Source organism: Massilia sp. CFBP 13721, from assembly GCF_014842025.1.
Classification (GTDB): Bacteria; Pseudomonadota; Gammaproteobacteria; order Burkholderiales; family Burkholderiaceae_D; genus Telluria.
On the sequence record NZ_JACYUY010000003.1, the window covers coordinates 249,792 to 270,173 of the forward strand.

A 20,382-nucleotide genomic window follows, 5' to 3' on the forward strand; every position below is an offset into this window, starting at 1 on the left:
GGTTATGGTATGTTGCGGCCCTGAAGCCACCTCTTTTTTCCCACCCCCGATGCATATCTACGGCACCCGCAACCGCAAGACCTCGTTCGACGTCACGGACTTCCTGCGCTCGAACGACCGCATGGCGAGCCTGCTGCCGGCTGCGCTGCGCATGGCCGACCTGCAGCGCGACGTCGGCTTCGCGCTGCCGGCCATCGCCGGCAATTGCGACGTGCTGTCCTTCCAGGACGGCGTGCTGACCCTGGCAGTGCCAAGCTCGGCCGTCGCGGCGCGCCTGAAGCAAAACCTGCCGAAGCTGCAAAGCACCTTGTTGGCGCGCGGCTGGCAGGTGACGTCGATGCGGCTGAAAGTGCAGGTCACGCGCGCCATGCCGGCGCAGGTGGAAATGCGGGTGCTGGAATTGCCGCCGACGGCGGTGGATGCGTTCGAGGAGTTGGGGGACAGTTTGCCGGATACGCCGCAGAATGCGGCATTGGTGGCGGCGGTGAAACGGTTGGCGGCGAAGCGACGCGGCGGGTAATATTTATTGCCAACGCTGTTCAGATGGTGAACGCGTGGGCTCGGGGAGTCCACCCCTACGGTGCACCACCGCCAGTAGCAAATTCATGGGACCGTTGCGTAACGTAGGGTGGGCTCCCGAGCCCACGCGTTACGGTGCTCGAACATCGGCACCGTATCTACATCGTCACGTCTGCGCCCACTCCTGCTGCATCTGTTTTACGTACGACGCCGGCGCACCTTCGGCTCCATCGAAGGACACGATCTCGTACGCGTCCGGCCGCGCCAACAAGGCGCGCAGCAGGTCGTTGTTGAGCGCGTGGCCGGATTTATGCGCCTCGTAGGCCGCCAGCAGCGGATGCCCGACCAGGTACAAGTCGCCGATTGCATCGAGGATCTTGTGGCGCACGAATTCGTCGTCGTAGCGCAGGCCGTCCGCGTTCAGGATGCGGTACTCGTCCATCACGATCGCGTTTTCCAGCGAGCCGCCGCGCGCCAGGCCCATGCCGCGCAGGCTTTCGACGTCCTGCATGAAGCCGAAGGTACGCGCACGCGCCACGTCGTGCACATAGGACACGTGGGCGAAATCGACCGTGGCGTTCTGCATCGTGCCATCCACCGCCGGGTGATTGAATTCAATGAAGAAATCGAGCTTGAAGCCGTCGTGCGGTTTCAACCGTGCCCACTTCTCGTTGTTGCCCGTACCCTGGCGCACTTCGACTTCCTTCAGCACGCGAATGAATTTCTTCGGCGCAGCCTGGTCCTGCACGCCCGCTTGCTGCAGCAGGAACACGAAGGAAGACGCCGAGCCATCCATGATCGGGATTTCCTCGGCCGTGACCTCGATATACAGGTTGTCGATGCCGAGGCCGGCGCAGGCCGACATCAGGTGTTCGACGGTCGAGACGCGCGCGTTGTCCTTGATCAGCACCGAGGCCATGCGCGTATCGCCGACGACGTCGGCGCTGGACGGGAATTCGACGACCGGATCGAGGTCGACGCGGCGGAACACGATGCCGGTATCGACTGCCGCCGGGCGCAGCGTCAGTTCGACCTTGCGGCCCGAGTGCAGCCCGACGCCGGTCGTGCGCACGAGTTCTTTGATGGTTCGTTGTTTGAGCATGGACCGATTATATCGCTGCTGGAAAATCGCTGCCGGACTCGACCCTTGCAGCTCGGCAATATCAAGGATGCTCGCTGTCCACGTGCTCTTTTTCGTGCCGGATCAGGTAGATGCCGCTGCCGATGATGATCGCCGCGCCGATCAGCGTGTACTGGTCGGGCAGCGTTTGCCACAGCAGCCAGTCAATCGCCACGCCCCAGGCCAGCGCCGAGTATTCGAAGGGCGCGACCACCGAGGCTTCGCCGTGGCTGAAGGCTTCGGTGATCGCCAGCTGGCCGAAGAAGCCGCTGATCGCCAGGCCGAGCAATAGCCAGGCGTGGGCTGGGTCGAGCGCCACCCAGTTGGGCGCTGCCAGCGTGGTGGCGCCGATCGCCATCAGGAGCATCAGCCAGAACATCATCTGGCGCGTGCTGTCCGTGCGCGCCTGGACCCGCGCCGCGATCGCCGACACCGCGTAGCAGACGGCCGAGGCCAGGATCGCCAGCCCGCCCAAGGTCAGCATGCCCTCGCCTTCCGGGCGCAGCACGACCAGCACGCCCAGCAGGCCGACAAAGATCGCGATCCAGCGCGCCAGGTTGACGGTCTCTTTCAGGAAGAACACCGACATCGCCGTGATCAGCGCCGGCGCGATGAAGAAAATCGAATACACTTCGGCCAGGCTCAACTGCTTCAGCCCGTAGGCGAACAGCGCCAGCATGCCGATGCCGAGCGCGCCGCGCAGCAGGTGCAGGCCGGGGCGCACCTGCAGCATGGTCGCGAAGCCGCCGCGCCAGGCGACGTAGGCGCACACCAGCGGCAAGGAAGACAGCGCGCGCAGCGACGCCACCTGCATTGCCGGATAATGCGCGGCGAGCAGTTTCATGGCCGTGTCCATTAGCGAAAACATGAGGACGGCGATCAGCATCGCGTAGATGCTGCGCAGGTTGCCGCTGGCGCCCCTCATGGGTACTCCTTTCGGCTGTCAAGCTGGGATTCGGTATGCATGGAAGTACAGAAGAAAAAACGGCGCCGCAGCGCCGTTCGTTTAAAGCAGGCTGCGATCAGCCCAGTTGCGACAGCATCGTTTCGGCGCTCGAGACGTCGAATCCGCCCTGCTCCACGTTCAGCTGCGTGACGACGCCGTCTTCGACGAGCATCGAGTAGCGCTGCGAGCGCGTGCCCATGCCGTGCTTGGAGAAATCGGCGTCCAGGCCCAGCGCTTGCGAGAATGCGGCATTCCCGTCGGCCATCATGCGCACGATGCCGGTCGATTTCTGGTCGCGGCCCCAGGCGCCCATGACAAAGGCGTCGTTGACCGAGATGCACCAGATTTCGCCGATGCCCTTGGCCTTCAGGGCGTCGGCGTTCTGGACATAGCCCGGCACGTGCTTGGCCGAGCAGGTCGGCGTGAATGCGCCCGGCAGGCCGAAGATCGCGATCTTCTTGCCCTTCGCCAGTTCGCTGACCTGGAAGGTATTTGGGCCGAGCGCGCAGCCTTCGGTTTCGGTCTCGATGAATTCGGCCAGGGTGCCTTCCGGCAGGCGGTCGCCAATCTTGATGGTCATGCAGTCGTCCTCAGGTGTTGTTTTGGAAACCCCGTCAGTATGCCTGATGCGGCGCAGGCTTGCACAGGATGGACCATGTTCGCTCCAACCATCAGCCCTACCGACCGAGATGCCGCGATCGAGGTGCCGAGCGGGACACACTAGTGCGCAGACCACGAATCGTAGGGTGGGCTCCGCCCACGGCCGTACGTGTGCATGCCGCAACGCTCGCGAGTACGGTTCGATATGCGTGCGTGGCACCGCGTGGGCCGAGCCCACCCTACGGACTGATCCGGCGTATGCCTGCACAGGACGGGCGATGTTGGCCCGGACCATAAACCCGTAGGGTGGACGGGTTTCCCGTCCACGCGGTGATTGTTGGCGACGCGATCATCCGGCACGAGAGTGGAGCCGGTAGCGATCACCGCGTGGACGGCGGAGCCGTCCACCCTACGGATAGCGCCGACCCATGAAAAAAACCGGGACCGAAGCCGCAGCCCCGATCCCGGTTTTTCGCTAAACCGTATAAAACTTAGTCGGCTTGCTTGCGCAGGAACGCCGGGATGTCGTAGGTCTCGACACCGTTGCGCTGCATGGCTTGCACCTGCTCCGATGCCTGCTCGCGGCGCCAGACGGCCGGCTGCTTCATGCCGACGTCGTTGCCGGTGGTGGCGGCGTGGCCCATGTGGACGCCGGCGGGAACCGCCGCGGTGCCGGCCATCATCGGCGCGTTGTAGGTACCCGTGCGCAGCACCTGCTGCGGCTGCACCAGCTGCATCTTCTGCGCCTTGCCCAGGCCGGTCGCGACCACGGTCACGCGGATCTCGTCGCCCATCGCGTCGTCGTAGGCGATGCCTTGCGCAATCGATGCGTCGGGAGCGGCAAAAGCGCGCACGGCGGCCATGACTTCCTTGATCTCTTTACCCTTCAGGCCGCGGCTGGCGGTGACGTTGACCAGCACGCCCTTGGCGCCCGACAGGTCGATACCGTCGAGCAGCGGCGACGCGACGGCCTGTTCGGCGGCCAGGCGCGCGCGGTCCACGCCCGAGGCGGTCGCGGTGCCCATCATGGCCTTGCCCTGCTCGCTCATGATCGTCTTGACGTCGTTGAAGTCGACGTTGATGTGGCCCGGCACGTTGATGATCTCGGCGATACCGGCAACGGCGTTGTTCAGGACGTCGTCGGCGTGCTTCATCCAGTCGAGCATCGATTCGTCTTCGTAGATGTCTTCGAGCTTTTCGTTGAGGATGATGATCAGCGAGTCGACGTGCTTCGACAGCTCTTCCAAGCCGGCTTCGGCCACGTCCATGCACTTCTTGCCTTCGTACGAGAATGGCTTGGAGACCACGGCGACCGTCAGCGCCCCCATCGTCTTGGCCACTTCGGCCACGATCGGTGCGGCGCCGGTGCCGGTGCCGCCGCCCATGCCGGCGGCGATGAAGACCATGTGCGCGCCGCGCAGCGAGTCTTCGATGCGGCTACGGGTCTGCTCGGCCAGCTGGCGGCCGACTTCCGGACGCATGCCGGCGCCGAGGCCCGATTCGCCGATCTGGATGATATTGTCCGCACTCGATACCGCAAGCGCCTGGGCATCGGTGTTGGCGGCGATGAACTCGACGCCGGACACGCCTTTGTTGATCATGTGCTGCACCGCGTTGCCGCCTGCACCACCCACGCCGACGACCTTGATCACCGTTCCCAGTGCTGCGTTATCGACCATATCGAACTCCATGATGTGACTCCTAATTTTCAAATTGCACTATCCATGCACCAAACCTCACAAGGTTATCAGGCCTGGCGCTTAGATACTGCTAAGTATTTATAAAAAATTGTGTTTTGTACCGAATCAAAGACGTTTATTGAACGCGCTCGTTGCTACTCAGAAATTCCCTAAGAACCATTCCTTCATTCGCTGCCAGACTGCCTTTACCGAGCCATCCTGACGCGTCACGATATGGCCCCGCAAATACTGCTTTTTCGCTTCCATCAACAGGCCGAGCACGGTCGCGTAGCGCGGGCTGCGCACCACGTCGGCCAGCTGGCCGCGATAATCCGGCGTCCCCAACCTCGTCGGTTTCAGGAACATGTCTTCGGCCATCTCGATCATCCCCGGCATCATCGAGGTGCCGCCGGTCAGCACGATGCCCGACGACAGCACGCCTTCGTAGCCGGACTCGCGCACCACCTGGTGCACCATCGCGAACAGCTCTTCCACGCGCGGCTCGATGACGGCGGCCAGCGACTGGCGCGACAATGCGCGCGGACCGCGGTCGCCCAGGCCCGGCACTTCCAGCGTCTCGCCCGGATCGGCCAGCACTTGCTTGGCCACGCCGTAGCGCAGCTTGATTTCCTCGGCTTCGCCGGTGGGCGTGCGCAGCGCCATCGCGATGTCGCTGGTGATCTGGTCGCCGGCGATCGGGATCACCGCCGTGTGGCGGATCGCGCCGTCCGAGAACACCGCGATGTCGGTGGTGCCGCCGCCGATGTCGATGATGACGACGCCGAGTTCCTTTTCGTCGTTGGTCAGCACCGCGTCGGCCGAGGCCATCGGCTGCAGGATCAGGTCCGACACTTCGAGGCCGCAGCGGCGCACGCACTTGACGATGTTCTGCACCGCAGACACCGCGCCGGTGACGATGTGCACGCGCACTTCCAGGCGGATGCCGCTCATGCCGATCGGCTCGCGCACGTCTTCCTGGTTGTCGACGATGAACTCCTGCGGCACCGTGTGCAGCAACTGCTGGTCGGTCGGGATGTTGACCGCCTTGGCCGTCTCGATCACGCGCGCGACGTCGGTGGCGGTGACTTCCTTGTCCTTGATCGCGACCATGCCGCTCGAGTTGAAGGAGCGGATATGGCTGCCGGCGATGCCCGCATAGACATTCCGGATCTTGCAGTCGGCCATCAGCTCGGCCTCCTCGAGCGCGCGCTGGATCGACTCGACGGTGGCCTCGATGTTGACCACAACGCCCTTCTTCAATCCCTTCGACTCGTGCTGACCGAGGCCGATCACCTCGTGGCGTCCGTCGGACATCACTTCGGCCACCACCGCCACCACCTTCGAGGTGCCGATGTCGAGGCCGACGATCAGGTTTTTCGCGTCTTTTGTCATTGCTCGCCTGCTTAGATGTTCTTTGTTGTTTTGTTAGTCGGAGTTTTGGTTTTCTTCTTTGCCGCCGCCTTCACAGGCTTGGTGGCGTCCGCCGGCACACTCAAGGCCGCGGAAGACAGCGCCAGTCCGTTCGGATAGCGCATGTCGATCGTATCGATGCGGCCTTCCTGCAGCCGGGCGACCAGCTGTGGGTAGACCCCGACCAGGCGCTGCACGCGCGCCTTGACCGAATGTTTGTCGTGCTCGCGGCCGAGCTCCACGCTCATGCCGTTGTCCAGCTTGACGGTCCAGGCATAGCGCGAGGACAGCAGCAATTCCTGCGGCACCAGCTTCACCGGCGCGAACCACGAACGCAATTCCGAGAAGCGCGCCAAGACGTCCTTTTCGCTGCCGGCCGGACCGACAAAGGCCGGCAGCTCGTGGTCGTCGTCGGCCTCGGCCAGGTTGGCGGTGAAGACATCGCCCTTCACCGACAGCAGGCGTCCTTCATTCCAGGTACCGAGCGCTTCGTGCTCTTCCACTTCCACGATCAGGCCGTTGGGCCACTCGCGCCGCACCGTTGCGCGGCGCACCCAGGGCACCGCCTCGAAGGTGCTGCGCACCTGCTCCAGGTCGGTGGTGAAGAAGTTACCGCGGATCTTGCCCAATACGCTGTTCCGTACGGTCAGTTCGTTCACGTGCTTGAGGTCGATGCGGTAGATGCTCTCGATGCGCACTTCGCGCAAGGTGAACATCGGCCGCTGCGACAGCCACCACACGCCCGACGCAATACCGGCGAGCAGCGTCGCCGCCAGCAGTGTGCTGGCGGTGGCGTTGAGGGCGCGTGCGTCATGCCACATAGGTCAGCCTTGTGCCTTCACCATCTTGCAGCGCGCCGAACGCAGGATCTCGACGCACAATTCCTCGTAGCTGATGCCTTCGGCGCGCGCCGCCATCGGCACCAGCGAGTGGCTGGTCATGCCGGGCGAGGTATTCACCTCGAGCAGGAACGGGCGCATGTCGCGCTCGCGCACCAGCACGTCGACCCTTCCCCAACCTTCGCAGCCGAGCGCGCGGTAGGCGTCGACCGCGTGCTTCTGGATCGCGGCCGTCAGCTCGGCCGGCAAGTCCGCCGGGCAGTGGTACTGGGTGTCGTCCGAGAAGTATTTGTTCTGGTAGTCGTAATTGCCTTGCGGGGCCACGATCTCGACGATCGGCAGCGCGCGCGCACCCTTGCCGCTGCCGAGCACGGCGACCGTGAACTCGCGGCCGGTGACGAATTCCTCGGCCAGGATGACTTCGTCGAAACCGGCGGCCAGCGCGACGGCCGCTTCGAACTCTTCGGCCTGTTCCACCTTGGTGATGCCGATGGTCGAGCCCTCGAGCGGCGGCTTGACGATCAATGGCAGGCCGAGTTCGGCCACGATGGCGTCGAGGTCGTCGCCCGGCGTGACGGTGGCGTAGCGCGGGGTCGGGATATTTTTCGAGAGCCAGATGATCTTGGTGGTGATCTTGTCCATGCCGACCGACGAGGCCATGACGCCGCTGCCGGTGTACGGAATGCCGAGCTGCTCGAGGGCGCCCTGCAAGCTGCCGTCTTCGCCATAGCGGCCGTGCAGCGCGATGAAGACGCAATCGAATTCTTCGGCCGCCAGCTCGGCCAGCGAGCGTTCGGCCGGATCGAAGCCATGGGCGTCGATGCCGCGGCTCTGAAGGGCTTGCAGCACGCCGCTGCCGGACATGATGGAAACGTCGCGCTCGGCCGAACGGCCGCCGAACAGCACGCCGACCTTGCCGAAATTGGTAATGGTGTCGCTCACGATGCTACCTTTTGAGAAGTCTGTTGCTCAGTTAATTGACCTGGAACGCCGCTGATCGAACCGGCGCCCATGGTCAGCACGACGTCGCCGTCCTTGACTGCCTGCAGGATCGCGGCCGGCATCTCGGCGATCGTTTCCACGAAAATCGGTTCGATCTTGCCGCCGGCGCGCAGCGAACGCGCCAGTGCGCGGCCGTCGGCGGCGACGATCGGCGCTTCGCCGGCCGGATAGACTTCGGCCAGCAGCAGCACGTCGGGCGCCGCCAGCACCTTGACGAAGTCTTCGAACAGGTCGCGCGTGCGGCTGTAGCGGTGCGGCTGGAAGGCCAGCACCAGGCGCCGGCCCGGGTACGCGGCGCGCGCCGCCGCCAGCGTCACCTCGGTCTCGACCGGGTGATGGCCGAAGTCGTCGACCAGCGTAAAGCTGCCGCCGCCCGCGATCGCCACCTCGCCGTAGCGCGTGAAACGGCGGCCGACGCCGCGGAATTCCAGCAGGCCCTGGGCGGTGGCCGCGTCGTCGATGCCGATCTCGCGCGCGATCGCAATCGCCGAGCAGGCGTTCAGGACGTTGTGCATGCCGGGCTGGTTGAGCACGAACTTGGTGTCCGGGTAGCCGTCCTGGCGCACCGTGAAGTGCATGTGCACGCCGTCGGCATAGGCGTCCAGCGCGCGCACTTGCGCGTCTTCCGCGAAGCCGTAGGTGGTGACCGGCTTGGTTACCTGCGGCAGGATCGAGCGCACGTGCTTGTCGTCGATGCACAGCATCACGCGGCCGTAGAACGGCAGGCGGTGCGTGAAATTGACGAACGCCGACTTGAGCTTCTCGAAATCGTGCTCGTAGGTTTCCATGTGGTCGGCGTCGATGTTGGTGATCACCTCGATCATCGGCGTCAGGTTCAGGAACGAGGCGTCCGATTCGTCGGCTTCGGCCACGATGTAGTCGCCCGTGCCCAGCTTCGCATTCGCGCCGGCGCTGTTCAATTTGCCGCCGATGACGAAGGTCGGGTCGAGCCCGCCCTGGGCCAGCACCGACGCCACCAGGCTGGTGGTGGTGGTCTTGCCGTGGGTGCCGGCGATCGCGATGCCGCGTTTCAGGCGCATCAATTCGCCCAACATGATTGCGCGCGGCACCACCGGGATCTGCGCGCTGCGCGCGGCCATCACTTCCGGGTTCGCTTCGTTGACGGCGGTCGAGGTGACCACCGCGTCGGCGCCGAGGATGTTGTCGGCATGGTGGCCGAGATAGACGCGCGCGCCCAGGTCCTTTAACCGATGGCTGGCCGCGTTGCTGCCCAGGTCCGAACCCGAGACTTTATAGCCGAGGTTGAGCAGCACCTCGGCGATGCCGCTCATGCCGCTGCCGCCGATGCCGACGAAGTGAATATGCTTGATCTTGTGTTTCATTGCTTTTCTTTGTTCTTATTGGCTAGTTGCTCGAGTACGTCCGCAATTTCCTGGTTCGCGTTGCGCTTGCCGACGCCGCGCGCGGCCTGCGCCATCGCCAGGCAATTCGCGCGGCTGGTTCCTTGCAGCAGTTCGGCCACCCGCTGCGCCGACAAGTCGCCCTGCGCCAGGTGGATTGCCGCTTGCTGTTTGTCCATCCAGACCGCGTTGTCGCGCTGGTGGCTGGTCGTGCTGGCGACGAACGGCACCAGCACGCTGGCCACGCCGGCCGCCGTCAGCTCCGACACGGTGATCGCGCCGGCGCGGCAGATGACCAGGTCGGCCTGCGCATACGCAGCCGCCATGTCGTCGATGAAGTCGACCACGTTCGCTTCCACGCCGGCCTGTTTATAAGCCATGCGCAAGGCGTCGATGTTCTTCTTGCCCGACTGGTGGGTCACCAGCGGACGCACGTTGGCGTCGATCAGTCTAAGGGCCGCCGGTACGCTGTCGTTCAAGACTTTCGCGCCCAGGCTGCCGCCGACGACCAGCACCCGCAAGGGGCCGCTGCGGCCGGCGAAGCGCTCGGCCGGCAGCGGCAGGTCGAGGATGGCCTGGCGTACCGGATTGCCGGTGACGACCGCCTTGCCCGCGGCATTGCCGAAGTCGGCCGGGAAGCCGAACAGCACGCGGCTCGCCAGCGGGGTCAAGGTCTTGTTCGACAACAGCAGGGCCGCGTCGGCATTCACCAGCGCCAGCGGAATGCCGCGCGTACGCGCCATCATCCCGCCCGGCACGGTGACGTAGCCGCCCATGCCCAGCACGACGTCGGGCTTCCTCTTGCCGAGGTAGCGCAGGCAGGCCGCGAACGAGGCCGCCATCTTGAAGGCGCCGCTGATCGTGTGCTTGATCCCCTTGCCGCGCAGGCCGGCGAAGTCGATGGTGTCCATCTCGATGCCGTGCTTCGGCACGAACTCGCGTTCCATGCCGTGCGCGGTGCCGAGCCAGGTGACGGTCCAGCCGCGCTCGCGCATGGTCTGGGCGATCGCCACGCCGGGGAAGATGTGGCCGCCGGTGCCGGCGGCCATGATCATCAGCTGTTTTGGTGTCTTCATTTCACCCGCCCTCCACGCATCTGGATGCGGTTCTCGTAATCGATGCGCAGCAGGATCGCCAGGCCGATGCAGTTGATGACCACGCCCGAACCGCCATAGCTCATCAGCGGCAAGGTGAGGCCCTTGGTCGGCAGCAGGCCCAGGTTCACGCCCATGTTGATGAAGGTTTGCACGCCGATCCAGATGCCGATGCCCTTGGCGGCGAGGCCGGCGAAGAACTGGTCGAGCGCGATCGCCTGGCGGCCGATGTCGAAGGCGCGTTTGACCAGCCAGTAGAACAGCCCCAGCGTCACCAGCACGCCGACCAGGCCGAGCTCTTCGCCGATCACGGCCATGATGAAGTCGGTGTGGGCTTCCGGCAGGTAGTGCAGTTTTTCCACGCTGTTGCCGAGGCCGACGCCGGCGATCTCGCCACGGCCAAAGGCGATCAGCGAGTGCGTCAACTGGTACGCCTTATCGAGCGCATTGTCTTCCTGCCACGGGTCGAGGTAGGCGAACATGCGCGCGCGCCGGAACGGCGACAGTGCGATGATCGAAGTAAAAATCACGACCAGGATCGCGCCGATGCCGCCGAACCAGATCATGTTGAAGCCGCCCAGGAACAGGATGCCCATGGCGATGCAGACGATGACGCCGAATGCACCCAGGTCGGGCTCGAGCAGCAGCAGCATGCCGACCACGCCGATCGCCGCCGCCATCGGCATGAAGCCCTTGGTCAGCTTGTGCATGTACTGCTGCTTGCGCACCGTGAAGTCGGCCGCGTACAGCACCGCGACGATCTTCATCATCTCGGACGGCTGCAGGTTGAACACCTTTAAAGACAACCAGCGCCGCGCGCCGTTCACCACCACGCCGACGCCCGGAATCAGCACCAGCATCAGCAGGATCAGGGTGCCGACGAACATCAGCGGCGCCAGCTTTTGCAGCGTGGCGACGGGAACGCGGAAGGTGACGTAACCGGCCAGGATCGCGGCCCCGATAAAGGCCATCTGGCGGAACAGGAAGTATTCGTGGCGCCCTTCCAGGTAAGAGAACTTGGGCGAATCGGGCAGCGCGATCGAAGCCGAATACACCATCACCATCCCGAACAGCATCAGGATCAGCGTGACCCAGACCAGCGGCTGGTCGTAGTCCATCATCTTCGAGGGACGCGCGCGCTCGGCGACGGCGTCCTTGTCCTTGGCCGGCGAAAATTTAAAAGGGATCTGGAAGGCCATCAGAGCTCCATCCCCTTGTCGAGCGCAATCTCGCGCACGGTGTCGACGAACACCTGCGCGCGGTGCGCGTAATTGGTGAACATGTCGAGGCTGGCGCAGGCGGGAGACAGCAGCACGCTGTCGCCGGCGCGCGCCAGGCCGGCCGCGCGGCGCACGGCGCGCGGCAGGTCGTCGAGGTCGAAGCACGGCACGCCGGACGGTTCGATCGCCGCTTTCAAGGCCGGCGCATCTTTCCCGATCAGCAGCACGGCGCGCACGTAGCGCGACACCGGCTCGGCCAGCGGAGCGAAATCCTGGCCCTTGCCGTCGCCGCCGGCGATCAAGAGGATCTGCTGGTCTTCGCCCGTAAAGGCTTTGCCGAGACCGTGCAAGGCGGCCACCGTGGCGCCGACGTTCGTGCCCTTGCTGTCGTCGTAGTAATCGATGCCGTCGATGGTGGCGACCAGTTCGACGCGGTGCGGTTCGCCCGCGTATTCGCGCAAGCCGTACAGCAAGGGCGCGAGCGGCAGGCCGGCGGCGCGGCACAGGGCCAGCGCGGCCAGCGCGTTCGACGCATTGTGCAGGCCGCGGATCTTGAGCGCATCGGCCGGCATCAAGCGGTTCAAGCCGATCTCGACCGGCTCCGCGACTTCGCCTTTTTTAAGCTTTTTCTCGCTCGCTTCGCCGGCGACCGCATTCGCCAGCCACAGCACGCCGCGCTCGTTGACAAGGCCGAAGCTGCCCGCTTCCTGCGGTTCGCCGGTGCCGAAGGTGATCTGCGCGACGCCAGGCGCGGCCATGCCCATGACGATGGCGTCGTCGCGGTTCAGCACGCGCGTGGTGTTGTGGCCGAAGATGCGCGCCTTGTCCGCCGCGTAGGCCGCCATGTCGCCATGCCAGTCGAGGTGGTCCTGGGTAATGTTCAGCACCGTGGCCGCGTCGGCGTCCAGGCTGAAAGTGGTGTGCAGCTGGAAGCTGGACAGTTCCAGCACCCAGGCTTGCGGCAGCTTGTCGTCAGCGAGCGCTTCGCGCAGCACGTCGAGCGCCGCCGGGCTGATGTTGCCGGCCACGCGCGTGTCGAAACCGGCGCGGCGGCACAGCAGGCCGGTGAGACTGGTCACCGTGGTCTTGCCGTTGGTGCCGGTAATGGCGATGACTTTCGGCGCATAGCCGCGTTCCGCCTTCAGGGCAGCCAGCGCCTGCGCGAACAGTTCGATTTCGCCCCAGACGGGGATGTTCCCTGCCTGGGCGGCCGGCACGATGGCGGCCAGTTCCTTGTTCGGCGCCAGGCCGGGGCTGACGGCGACGAAGTCGACGCCATCGACCAGCGCGGCGGTGAATGCACCACCGACGAATTCGGCATCCGCCACGGCGTCGCGCAGCGCACCGAGACGCTGCGGCTCGCCGCGCGTATCGGCCACGCGCACGCGCGCGCCGCAACGGGATAACCATTGCGCCATCGCGAGCCCGGATTCGCCGAGCCCCAATACCAGGGCGAGTTTGCCTTCGTAGTTCATCAACGCAGCTTCAAAGTGGACAGACCGACCAGCACCAGCACCATCGTGATAATCCAGAAGCGGACCACGACCTTGGTCTCCTTCCAGCCCTTTTGTTCAAAATGGTGGTGCAGCGGCGCCATCAGGAAGACGCGGCGGCCGGTGCCATAGCGCTTCTTCGTATATTTGAACCAGCTGACCTGGATGATCACCGACAGGGTTTCGGCCACGAACACGCCGCCCATGATGAACAGGACGATTTCCTGCCGTACGATGACGGCGATGGTGCCGAGCGCGCCGCCGAGGGCCAGTGCGCCGACGTCGCCCATGAACATCTGTGCCGGATGCGCGTTGTACCAGAGGAAGGCCAGGCCCGCGCCCGCCATCGCGCCGCAAAAGATCAGCAGCTCGCCGGCGCCGGCGATGTGCGGGATGAACAGGTATTTCGAATAGGTCACGTTACCGGTGAGATAAGCGAACAGTCCCAGCGCGCCGCCCACCATCACGGTCGGCATGATGGCCAGGCCGTCGAGGCCGTCGGTGAAATTCACCGCGTTCGAGGTGCCGACGATCACGCAATAGGTCAACGCGATGAAACCCCAGACGCCGAGCGGATAGCTGATGGTCTTGAAGAACGGGACGATCAGGTCGGCCTTGGGCGGCAGGTCGAGCGAGAAGCCCGATTGCACCCAGGCCCAGAACAGCTGGCCGACCTGCCATGGCGTCGGCGCCGAGACCGAGAACGCCAGGTACAGCGACGCGGCGATGCCGATCAGCGACATCCAGAAGTATTTTTCGCGCGAGCGCATGCCTTCCGGGTCCTGGTAGACCACCTTGCGGTAGTCGTCGACCCAGCCGACGGCGCCGAAGCCGAGCGTGACGATCAGCACCGGCCAGATCAGGCGGTTCGACAGGTCGCACCACAAGAGCGTGGAAATCGCGATCGAAATGAGGATCAGCACGCCGCCCATGGTCGGGGTGCCGTGTTTTTTCAGGTGGGTCTGCGGACCCTGCGTGCGCACCGCCTGGCCGACCTTCATCTCGGTCAGCTTGCGGATGACGGCCGGGCCCGTGAACAGGCCGAGCGCGGTCGCGGTGATCGTGGCGAACACGGCACGGAAGGTGATGAAGTTAAAGACACGCATGGGACCGATGTAGTCCTGCAGGTATTGTGCGAGCCAGAGAAGCATTAGTGGGCGTCCTTGCCAGTGTGTGTGGATCCGATCAGGTGAGCGACGACGCGTTCCATCTTCATGAAGCGCGAGCCTTTCACCAACACAGTTGCATCAGAATTGCCGCCCAGTGCCTTGTCCAGTGCTGCCAATACATCCTCAAACTGCTCAAAATGTTCGTGTTGCTGTGAACCGCCGTGCGTCACTACGTGACGCGACAGTTCACCCGTCGCCAGCACCGTCTCGATGCCGCGGCTGTGCGCATATGCGCCAATCTCTTCGTGGAACTCGCGTCCCTGCGTGCCGACTTCGCCCATGTCGCCCACCACCAGGATGCGCGGGGCCGGGTAACTCGCCAGCACGTCGATCGCGGCGCGCATCGAATCCGGATTGGCGTTATAGGTGTCGTCGATCACCAGTGCGCCATTCGCGGCCTGCTTGCGCTGCAGGCGGCCGCCCACCGGCGCAAAGGCTTCCAGGCCGCGCACGATCACGTCATGCTCGATGCCTGCCGCCAGCGCGCAGGCAATCGCGGCCAGCGCGTTGCGCACATTGTGCTCGCCGGCCGCCGCCAGTGTCAGGTCAAATGCGCCACCGGGGACTGTCACTTTCAAATTGTTACCGAATCCGCTGCTGACGTACAACGCGTGCACGTCGCAGGCGTCGTTCAAGCCGAACGTCAGGCTGCGGCAATGCGACGCCAGCCCCTGCCACAGCGCCGTATACGTATCGTCGCCCGGATAGACGGCAACGCCGTCGGCCGGCAAGGCGGCGAACACCGAGCCGTTTTCCTGCGCCACCGCTTCCACCGTGTGCATGAATTCCTGGTGTTCGCGCTGGGCGTTGTTGACCATGGCGACCGTCGGCTGGGCGATCGCCGCCAGCCGTGCGATCTCGCCCGGATGGTTCATGCCCAGTTCGACCACGGCGGCGCGGTGCGCGGCTTCCAGGCGCATCAGCGTCAGCGGTACGCCGATCTCGTTGTTCAGGTTTCCTTGCGTGGCGAGGCGCGCCTGTTCGCCGAACGCGGCGGCCAGGATCGCCGCGATCATTTCCTTGACGGTCGTCTTGCCGTTGCTGCCGGTGACGCCGATGACGGGAATCGCATACTGCCGGCGCCACCCATTCGCGATCTGGCCCAGCGCGCTCAAGGTATTCGGCACCACGATCGCCGGCAAGGTCCAGTCCTCCGGCAGGCGCTCGGCCACCACCGCGGCGGCGCCATTGGCGGCCACCTGCGGCAGGAAGTCGTGGGCGTCGAAGGTCTCGCCGCGCAATGCGACGAACAGCGCGCCGGCATTCGCCGTACGGCTGTCGGTCGAGACCTTGTCGAAGCTGGCATCGGCAGTCATCTGCGAGCCGGGCATCGACGCGATCAATTGGGCGAGCGTACCGCGCATATCTTAATTAGTCCTCATCATGGTGAGCCGCGCGCTCAAGGCCAGCGCGGCATGGTCGGCGTCGGAAAACGGCAGCTTCTTGCCTTTGATTTCCTGGTAGGGTTCGTGGCCCTTCCCGGCCAGCAGGATCACGTCCTGCCTGTTCGCCTGCTTGACGGCGGCCAGGATCGCAGTCGCCCGGTCTTCGATCGCCTGGTGCGGCGCACCGGCCGCGTCCATGCCCGCGACGATCTGGGCGATGATCGCATTCGGTTCTTCGCTGCGCGGGTTGTCGCTGGTGACGATGACCTGGTCGGCAGCTTGTGCGATGGCGCCCATCTGCGGACGCTTGCCCGGGTCGCGGTCGCCGCCGCAGCCGAACACGCACCACAGCTGGCCGCCGCGTTCCGTCGCCACCTGGCGCAGCGCGGCCAGCGTTTTCTCGAGCGCGTCCGGCGTATGCGCGTAGTCGATCACGACCAGCGGCGCATCCTGGCCGCCGACCTGCTGCATGCGGCCCGGGGCCGGCTGCAAGGCTTCGATCGCTTCGACCGCGTTTTTCAACTCGACGCCCTTGGCCAGCAACGCGCCCAGTACCGCCAGCGCATTGCTGATGTTGAAGTGGCCCACCAGCTGGGTCTTCACCAGCAGGGAACCCTGGGGCGCTTCGAGCTGGAATTCGCTCCCTGCCGGACGGCTGCGTTTATTCGACGCGCGCAGGATGTTCACGCCGTCGATCGGCGGCTGGGTGGCGGCATCATTCAGCGTATAGCCGGTGATCGCCAGCGCGGGATTCGTCGCGCGCAGGTGCGCCACCAGGCGCTGGCCGGCCGGATCGTCGAGGTTGATGACGGCGGTCTGCAAATCCGGCCATTCGAACAGGGTGATCTTGGCCGCCTCATAGGTCGCCATGTCGCCGTGGTAGTCGAGGTGGTCGCGTGTCAGGTTCGTAAAAATCGCGACGTCGAAATGCAGGCCGGCCAGGCGCCCTTCGACCAGGCCGATCGACGACACTTCGATCGCCAGCGAACGCGCCCGCGCTTCGCGCACGGCCGCCAGGCGGCTGGCAAGCAGCACAGCGTCGGGCGTGGTGTAGCCGGTGACGTCGAATTCCGGTTCGCCGCGGCCCTTGTACATGGCCACGCCCAAGGTGCCGATGACGGCGGCGGTGTCGCCAAGGCGGGCAAAGGCCTGACCCAGCCAGACCGCGCATGAAGTCTTGCCGTTGGTGCCGGTGACGCCGAAAGTGAACATGTCGGCATCGGGCTGGCCGAGGACGGCATGCGCGATCAAACCGGCCTGCAGTTTCAGGTTCGGCACCGCCAGGTGCGGCACCGCGATGGCCTCGCCCCAGGCGAAATCGCGTTCTTCATGGACGACGGCGACGGCACCATTCGCCACCGCTTGCGCGATGAAGCGGCGCCCGTCCGCGGTTTCGCCGGGATAGGCAAAGAAGACGTCGCCCGGCGTCACCTGGCGCGAATCGGAAACGAGCCTGCCGCCCGGGGCGGCGGCAACGATCCAGCGCGCGGCGTCGCGCTGGCGGCTTTCGAGCTGGCTGAGCGCCATCACAAACTCTCCTCGAGTGGTTCTTCCGGAATGATGATGTCGGTCACCGACGAATCGGGCGCGATGTTGGCGGCGCGCAGCGCGTTGGCTGCCAGGTCCGCGGCGGTCGGCGCCGCGACGCTGCCGCCGGTGCGCAGTGCGCCGCGCGGGTTGTCGATCATGACCGCGATGATGAAGCGCGGCTTGGACATCGGCGCGATGCCGACGAAGTAGCCGATGTTGTCGGTGCGCGAATAACGGCCGTTGACGATCTTTTCGGCGGTGCCGGTCTTGCCGCCGACGCGGTAGCCGGGCACCTGGGCTTTTGATGCCGTGCCTTCCGGGCCGACCACCGATTCGAGCATGGTGCGCACTTGCGCCGCCGTCTTCGGCGAAATCACCTGCTGGCCGACCGGCTCTTCGTTCACTTTCACGAACGAGAGCGGGATGATGTCGCCGTTACGGGCGAAGATCATGTACGAGCGCGCCATCTGCAGCAGCGACACCGACAGGCCATGGCCGAAGGCCATGTTCGCGTATTCGATCGGCTTCCACGACTTCCATGGACGCACGCGGCCGGCGGTCGGGCCGGGGAAGCCGAAACGCGGCGCTTGGCCGTAACCGAGCTTGGTGTACATCTCCCACATTTCCTGCGCCGGGATCATCTGCGAGATTTTCACGACGCCGATGTTCGACGACTTCTGGATGATGCCGCCGACGGTGCGCACGCCGTAGTTGTGGGTGTCGCGGATGCGTTTGCCGGTCACCATCATGAAGCCGGGCGAGGTATCGAACACGGTGTTCGGGGTGATGCGCTTGGTTTCCAGGCCGAGCGCCACGGTCACCGGCTTGATCGTCGAGCCGGGTTCGAAGGTATCGGTGATGACGCGGTTGCGCAGCTGGGCGCCGGTGAGGTTGCGGCGGTCGTTCGGGTTGTAGCTCGGGTAGTTGGCCATGGCCAGCACTTCGCCGGTCTGCACGTCGAGCACGACGGCGCCGCCGGCCTGGGCGTTGAATTTTTCCACTGCGTTCTTGACGCTGGTGAAGGCGATGTACTGCAGCTTGGAATCCACCGACAGCGTCAGGTCCTTGCCGTCGTGCGGCTCGCGCGAATAGCCGAGGTCTTCGACGATGCGGCCCAGGCGGTCCTTGATCACGCGGCGGCTGCCGGGCGCGCCGACCAGCGACTTTTGCTGCGCCAGCTCCATGCCTTCCTGGCCGACGTCTTCGACGTTGGTGAAGCCGACCATGTGGGTCATGACTTCGCCCTGCGGATAGAAACGCTTGTATTCCTTGCGCGTGTCGAGGCCCGTGATCTTCAGTTTTTCGATCCTGGCGATGACGTCCATCTCGACCTGGCGCTTCAGGTAGACGAAGGTGCGGTCCGAGTCGAGCTTCTTGCGCAGTTCCGCTTCCGGCATCTCGAGCAGGCCGGCCAGTGCGGTCAGCTTTTCCGGCGGCGAAGCCAGCACGTCTTCGGGAATCGCCCACACGGCTTTCACCGGCAGCGAGGAGGCCAGTACCTGGCCGTTGCGGTCCATGATCTTGCCGCGCGTGGCCGGCAGTTCGAGCGTGCGCTCGTAGCGGCTCTTGCCCTGCTTTTGCAGGAACTGGGTCGACATGCCCTGCAGCCAGAGCGCGCGCAGGCCGAGCGCGGCAAAGGCCGCGAACAGCACGAACAGCATCACGCGCGAGCGCCAGTCAGGCAGGCGCACGGCCAGCACCGGGCTCTTGGAAAAAGCCATGCCCTTGGCGGCGGCGACGCGCCCGGTGGTGAACGGCTTGTCGCGCTTCATCGCACGCCCTCCGTCGTCAGGTACTGGGTGCGGGCCGGGGTCAGCGGTGTCATGTTCAGGTTGGTGCGGGCGATCTGCTCGATGCGTTCGTTCTTGCCGAGCGTGGACTGGTCCAGTTGCAGCTGGGCCCAGTCGATGTCGAGCTGGCGGCCGGTCTGCTGCAGGCGCTCGAGCTCGACGAATAAATGGCGCGCCTGGTAGCGCGCGTTAACCAGGGTCAGGCCGCAGGCGATCAGGCCGGCAGCCAGCACGATGTTGAGCTTGTTGCTCATTTAGCCGCGCCCTTCGAAGCATCCTCGATGCGCTCCGCCACGCGCAGCACCGCCGAGCGGGCGCGCGGGTTGGCGGACACTTCCTCATCCGACGGCTTGATCTTGGCGATCAGCTTCATCTGCGGCTGCGGCAGGTCGACGGCGCGGATCGGCAGGCGCCGGTCCGGCTGCGCCACCTTGGCTTTGCTGGCGAAAAACTGCTTGACCATGCGGTCTTCGAGCGAGTGGAAGCTGATTACCGACATGCGCGAGCCGGGCGCGAGCATGGCGTAGGCAGCCGTCAGCCCTGCTTCGAGGTCCTCAAGCTCTTTATTGACGAAAATCCGGATAGCTTGAAAGGTGCGGGTGGCCGGATCCTTGCCTTTTTCCCGAGTCTTGACCGCGTCTGCCACGATTGCGGCAAGCTGGCGTGTGCTTGAAATTGGCTCGACTGCCCGGCGAGCAACAATCGCCTTTGCAATCTGAAAAGCAAACCGTTCTTCCCCATAATCACGTATAACCTTTTCCAGTTGTTGTTCGGTCGCCGTGGCTACCCATTCGGCGGCCGAGAGTCCGCGTGTCGTGTCCATCCGCATGTCGAGCGGGCCATCGTTGCGGAAGCTGAAGCCGCGCGTGGCGTCGTCGACCTGGGGCGATGAAATACCGAGATCGAGCAGGATGCCGTCCACGTGCAGCACGCCCTGGGCGGCGAGTGCCGTGCCCATGGTGGCGAAGCTGTCGTGGACGATCGAAAAGCGTGGATCGGCGATCTGCTGCGCGGTGGCGATCGCCATCGGGTCCTTGTCGAAGGCGACCAGGCGGCCATTCGGACCCAGGCGCGACAGCAGCAGGCGGCTGTGGCCGCCGCGGCCGAAGGTGCCGTCGATATAGACGCCGTCGGCGCGGGCGCCGGCCAGGTCGAGCGCGTCGACCGCTTCGTCAAGCAGTACCGTGCGATGCAGCAGTTCGGGCACCGGAGTGTCAATCGTCAT

General features: G+C 65.0%; 18 protein-coding genes. 1 reads left to right on the top strand and 17 read right to left on the bottom strand.

The genetic code is table 11. The features are described 5' to 3' along the window. The first annotated feature begins 49 nt into the window (after positions 1-49). Entirely contained in the window at positions 50-520 is a 471-nt protein-coding gene (locus IFT60_RS04185; RefSeq protein ID WP_192049802.1) for a DciA family protein, read from the top strand. A gap of 165 nt (positions 521-685) precedes the next feature. Here IFT60_RS04185 and lpxC read toward each other — a convergent pair whose 3' ends face one another. The 17 genes from lpxC to rsmH form a co-directional block, all read right to left on the bottom strand. Beyond that, entirely contained in the window at positions 686-1,621 is a 936-nt protein-coding gene (lpxC, locus tag IFT60_RS04190) for a UDP-3-O-acyl-N-acetylglucosamine deacetylase (RefSeq protein ID WP_192049804.1), read from the bottom strand. Positions 1,622-1,682: 61 nt separating this feature from the next. After that, entirely contained in the window at positions 1,683-2,525 is an 843-nt protein-coding gene (locus tag IFT60_RS04195) for a DMT family transporter (RefSeq protein WP_192050000.1), read from the bottom strand. 136 nt (positions 2,526-2,661) lie between these two features. Then, complete coding sequence (locus tag IFT60_RS04200) at positions 2,662-3,165, bottom strand: peroxiredoxin (protein ID WP_192049806.1); 504 nt, start codon at positions 3,163-3,165, stop codon at positions 2,662-2,664. A 511-nt stretch (positions 3,166-3,676) separates the two neighbouring features. Continuing rightward, on the bottom strand, positions 3,677-4,876 hold the full coding sequence (gene ftsZ, locus IFT60_RS04205) for a cell division protein FtsZ (protein ID WP_192049808.1): 1,200 nt from the start codon (positions 4,874-4,876) through the stop codon (positions 3,677-3,679). A 147-nt stretch (positions 4,877-5,023) separates the two neighbouring features. Next, entirely contained in the window at positions 5,024-6,256 is a 1,233-nt protein-coding gene (ftsA, locus tag IFT60_RS04210) for a cell division protein FtsA (RefSeq protein WP_192049809.1), read from the bottom strand. 11 nt (positions 6,257-6,267) lie between these two features. Continuing rightward, positions 6,268-7,095 carry a cell division protein FtsQ/DivIB gene (locus tag IFT60_RS04215; protein ID WP_192049811.1) on the bottom strand — a complete coding sequence of 276 codons (828 nt, stop codon included), beginning with the start codon at positions 7,093-7,095 and terminating at the stop codon, positions 6,268-6,270. A gap of 3 nt (positions 7,096-7,098) precedes the next feature. Further along, entirely contained in the window at positions 7,099-8,055 is a 957-nt protein-coding gene (locus tag IFT60_RS04220) for a D-alanine--D-alanine ligase (protein ID WP_374000444.1), read from the bottom strand. After that, a complete protein-coding gene (gene murC, locus IFT60_RS04225) occupies positions 8,052-9,458 on the bottom strand; it encodes a UDP-N-acetylmuramate--L-alanine ligase (RefSeq protein ID WP_192049813.1) in 1,407 nt (468 codons plus the stop codon). Before murC ends, IFT60_RS04220 begins: the two co-directional genes overlap by 4 nt. Further along, positions 9,455-10,552, bottom strand: a complete 1,098-nt coding sequence (gene murG / locus IFT60_RS04230) for an undecaprenyldiphospho-muramoylpentapeptide beta-N-acetylglucosaminyltransferase (RefSeq protein ID WP_192049815.1) — start codon at positions 10,550-10,552, stop codon at positions 9,455-9,457. The genes murC and murG overlap by 4 nt, the downstream gene beginning before the upstream one ends. Further along, positions 10,549-11,769 carry a putative lipid II flippase FtsW gene (gene ftsW / locus IFT60_RS04235; RefSeq protein WP_192049817.1) on the bottom strand — a complete coding sequence of 407 codons (1,221 nt, stop codon included), beginning with the start codon at positions 11,767-11,769 and terminating at the stop codon, positions 10,549-10,551. The genes murG and ftsW overlap by 4 nt, the downstream gene beginning before the upstream one ends. Then, positions 11,769-13,265 (bottom strand): UDP-N-acetylmuramoyl-L-alanine--D-glutamate ligase, encoded by a 1,497-nt coding sequence (gene murD, locus IFT60_RS04240; RefSeq protein ID WP_192049819.1) that lies wholly within the window; start codon positions 13,263-13,265, stop codon positions 11,769-11,771. Before murD ends, ftsW begins: the two co-directional genes overlap by 1 nt. Further along, the gene (gene mraY, locus IFT60_RS04245) at positions 13,265-14,434 is read right to left on the bottom strand and encodes a phospho-N-acetylmuramoyl-pentapeptide-transferase (protein ID WP_192049821.1); all 1,170 of its coding nucleotides are present in this window, start codon (positions 14,432-14,434) and stop codon (positions 13,265-13,267) included. Before mraY ends, murD begins: the two co-directional genes overlap by 1 nt. Next, positions 14,434-15,816 carry a UDP-N-acetylmuramoyl-tripeptide--D-alanyl-D-alanine ligase gene (locus tag IFT60_RS04250; protein ID WP_192049823.1) on the bottom strand — a complete coding sequence of 461 codons (1,383 nt, stop codon included), beginning with the start codon at positions 15,814-15,816 and terminating at the stop codon, positions 14,434-14,436. The genes mraY and IFT60_RS04250 overlap by 1 nt, the downstream gene beginning before the upstream one ends. Positions 15,817-15,819: 3 nt before the next feature. Then, complete coding sequence (locus IFT60_RS04255; protein WP_192050004.1) at positions 15,820-17,364, bottom strand: UDP-N-acetylmuramoyl-L-alanyl-D-glutamate--2,6-diaminopimelate ligase; 1,545 nt, start codon at positions 17,362-17,364, stop codon at positions 15,820-15,822. After that, complete coding sequence (locus IFT60_RS04260) at positions 17,364-19,139, bottom strand: peptidoglycan D,D-transpeptidase FtsI family protein (protein ID WP_192049825.1); 1,776 nt, start codon at positions 19,137-19,139, stop codon at positions 17,364-17,366. The genes IFT60_RS04255 and IFT60_RS04260 overlap by 1 nt, the downstream gene beginning before the upstream one ends. Then, positions 19,136-19,411: a cell division protein FtsL gene (gene ftsL, locus IFT60_RS04265; RefSeq protein ID WP_192049827.1), complete on the bottom strand. Its 276-nt coding sequence runs from the start codon at positions 19,409-19,411 to the stop codon at positions 19,136-19,138. Before ftsL ends, IFT60_RS04260 begins: the two co-directional genes overlap by 4 nt. Next, a complete protein-coding gene (rsmH, locus tag IFT60_RS04270; RefSeq protein WP_192050005.1) occupies positions 19,408-20,382 on the bottom strand; it encodes a 16S rRNA (cytosine(1402)-N(4))-methyltransferase RsmH in 975 nt (324 codons plus the stop codon). The genes ftsL and rsmH overlap by 4 nt, the downstream gene beginning before the upstream one ends.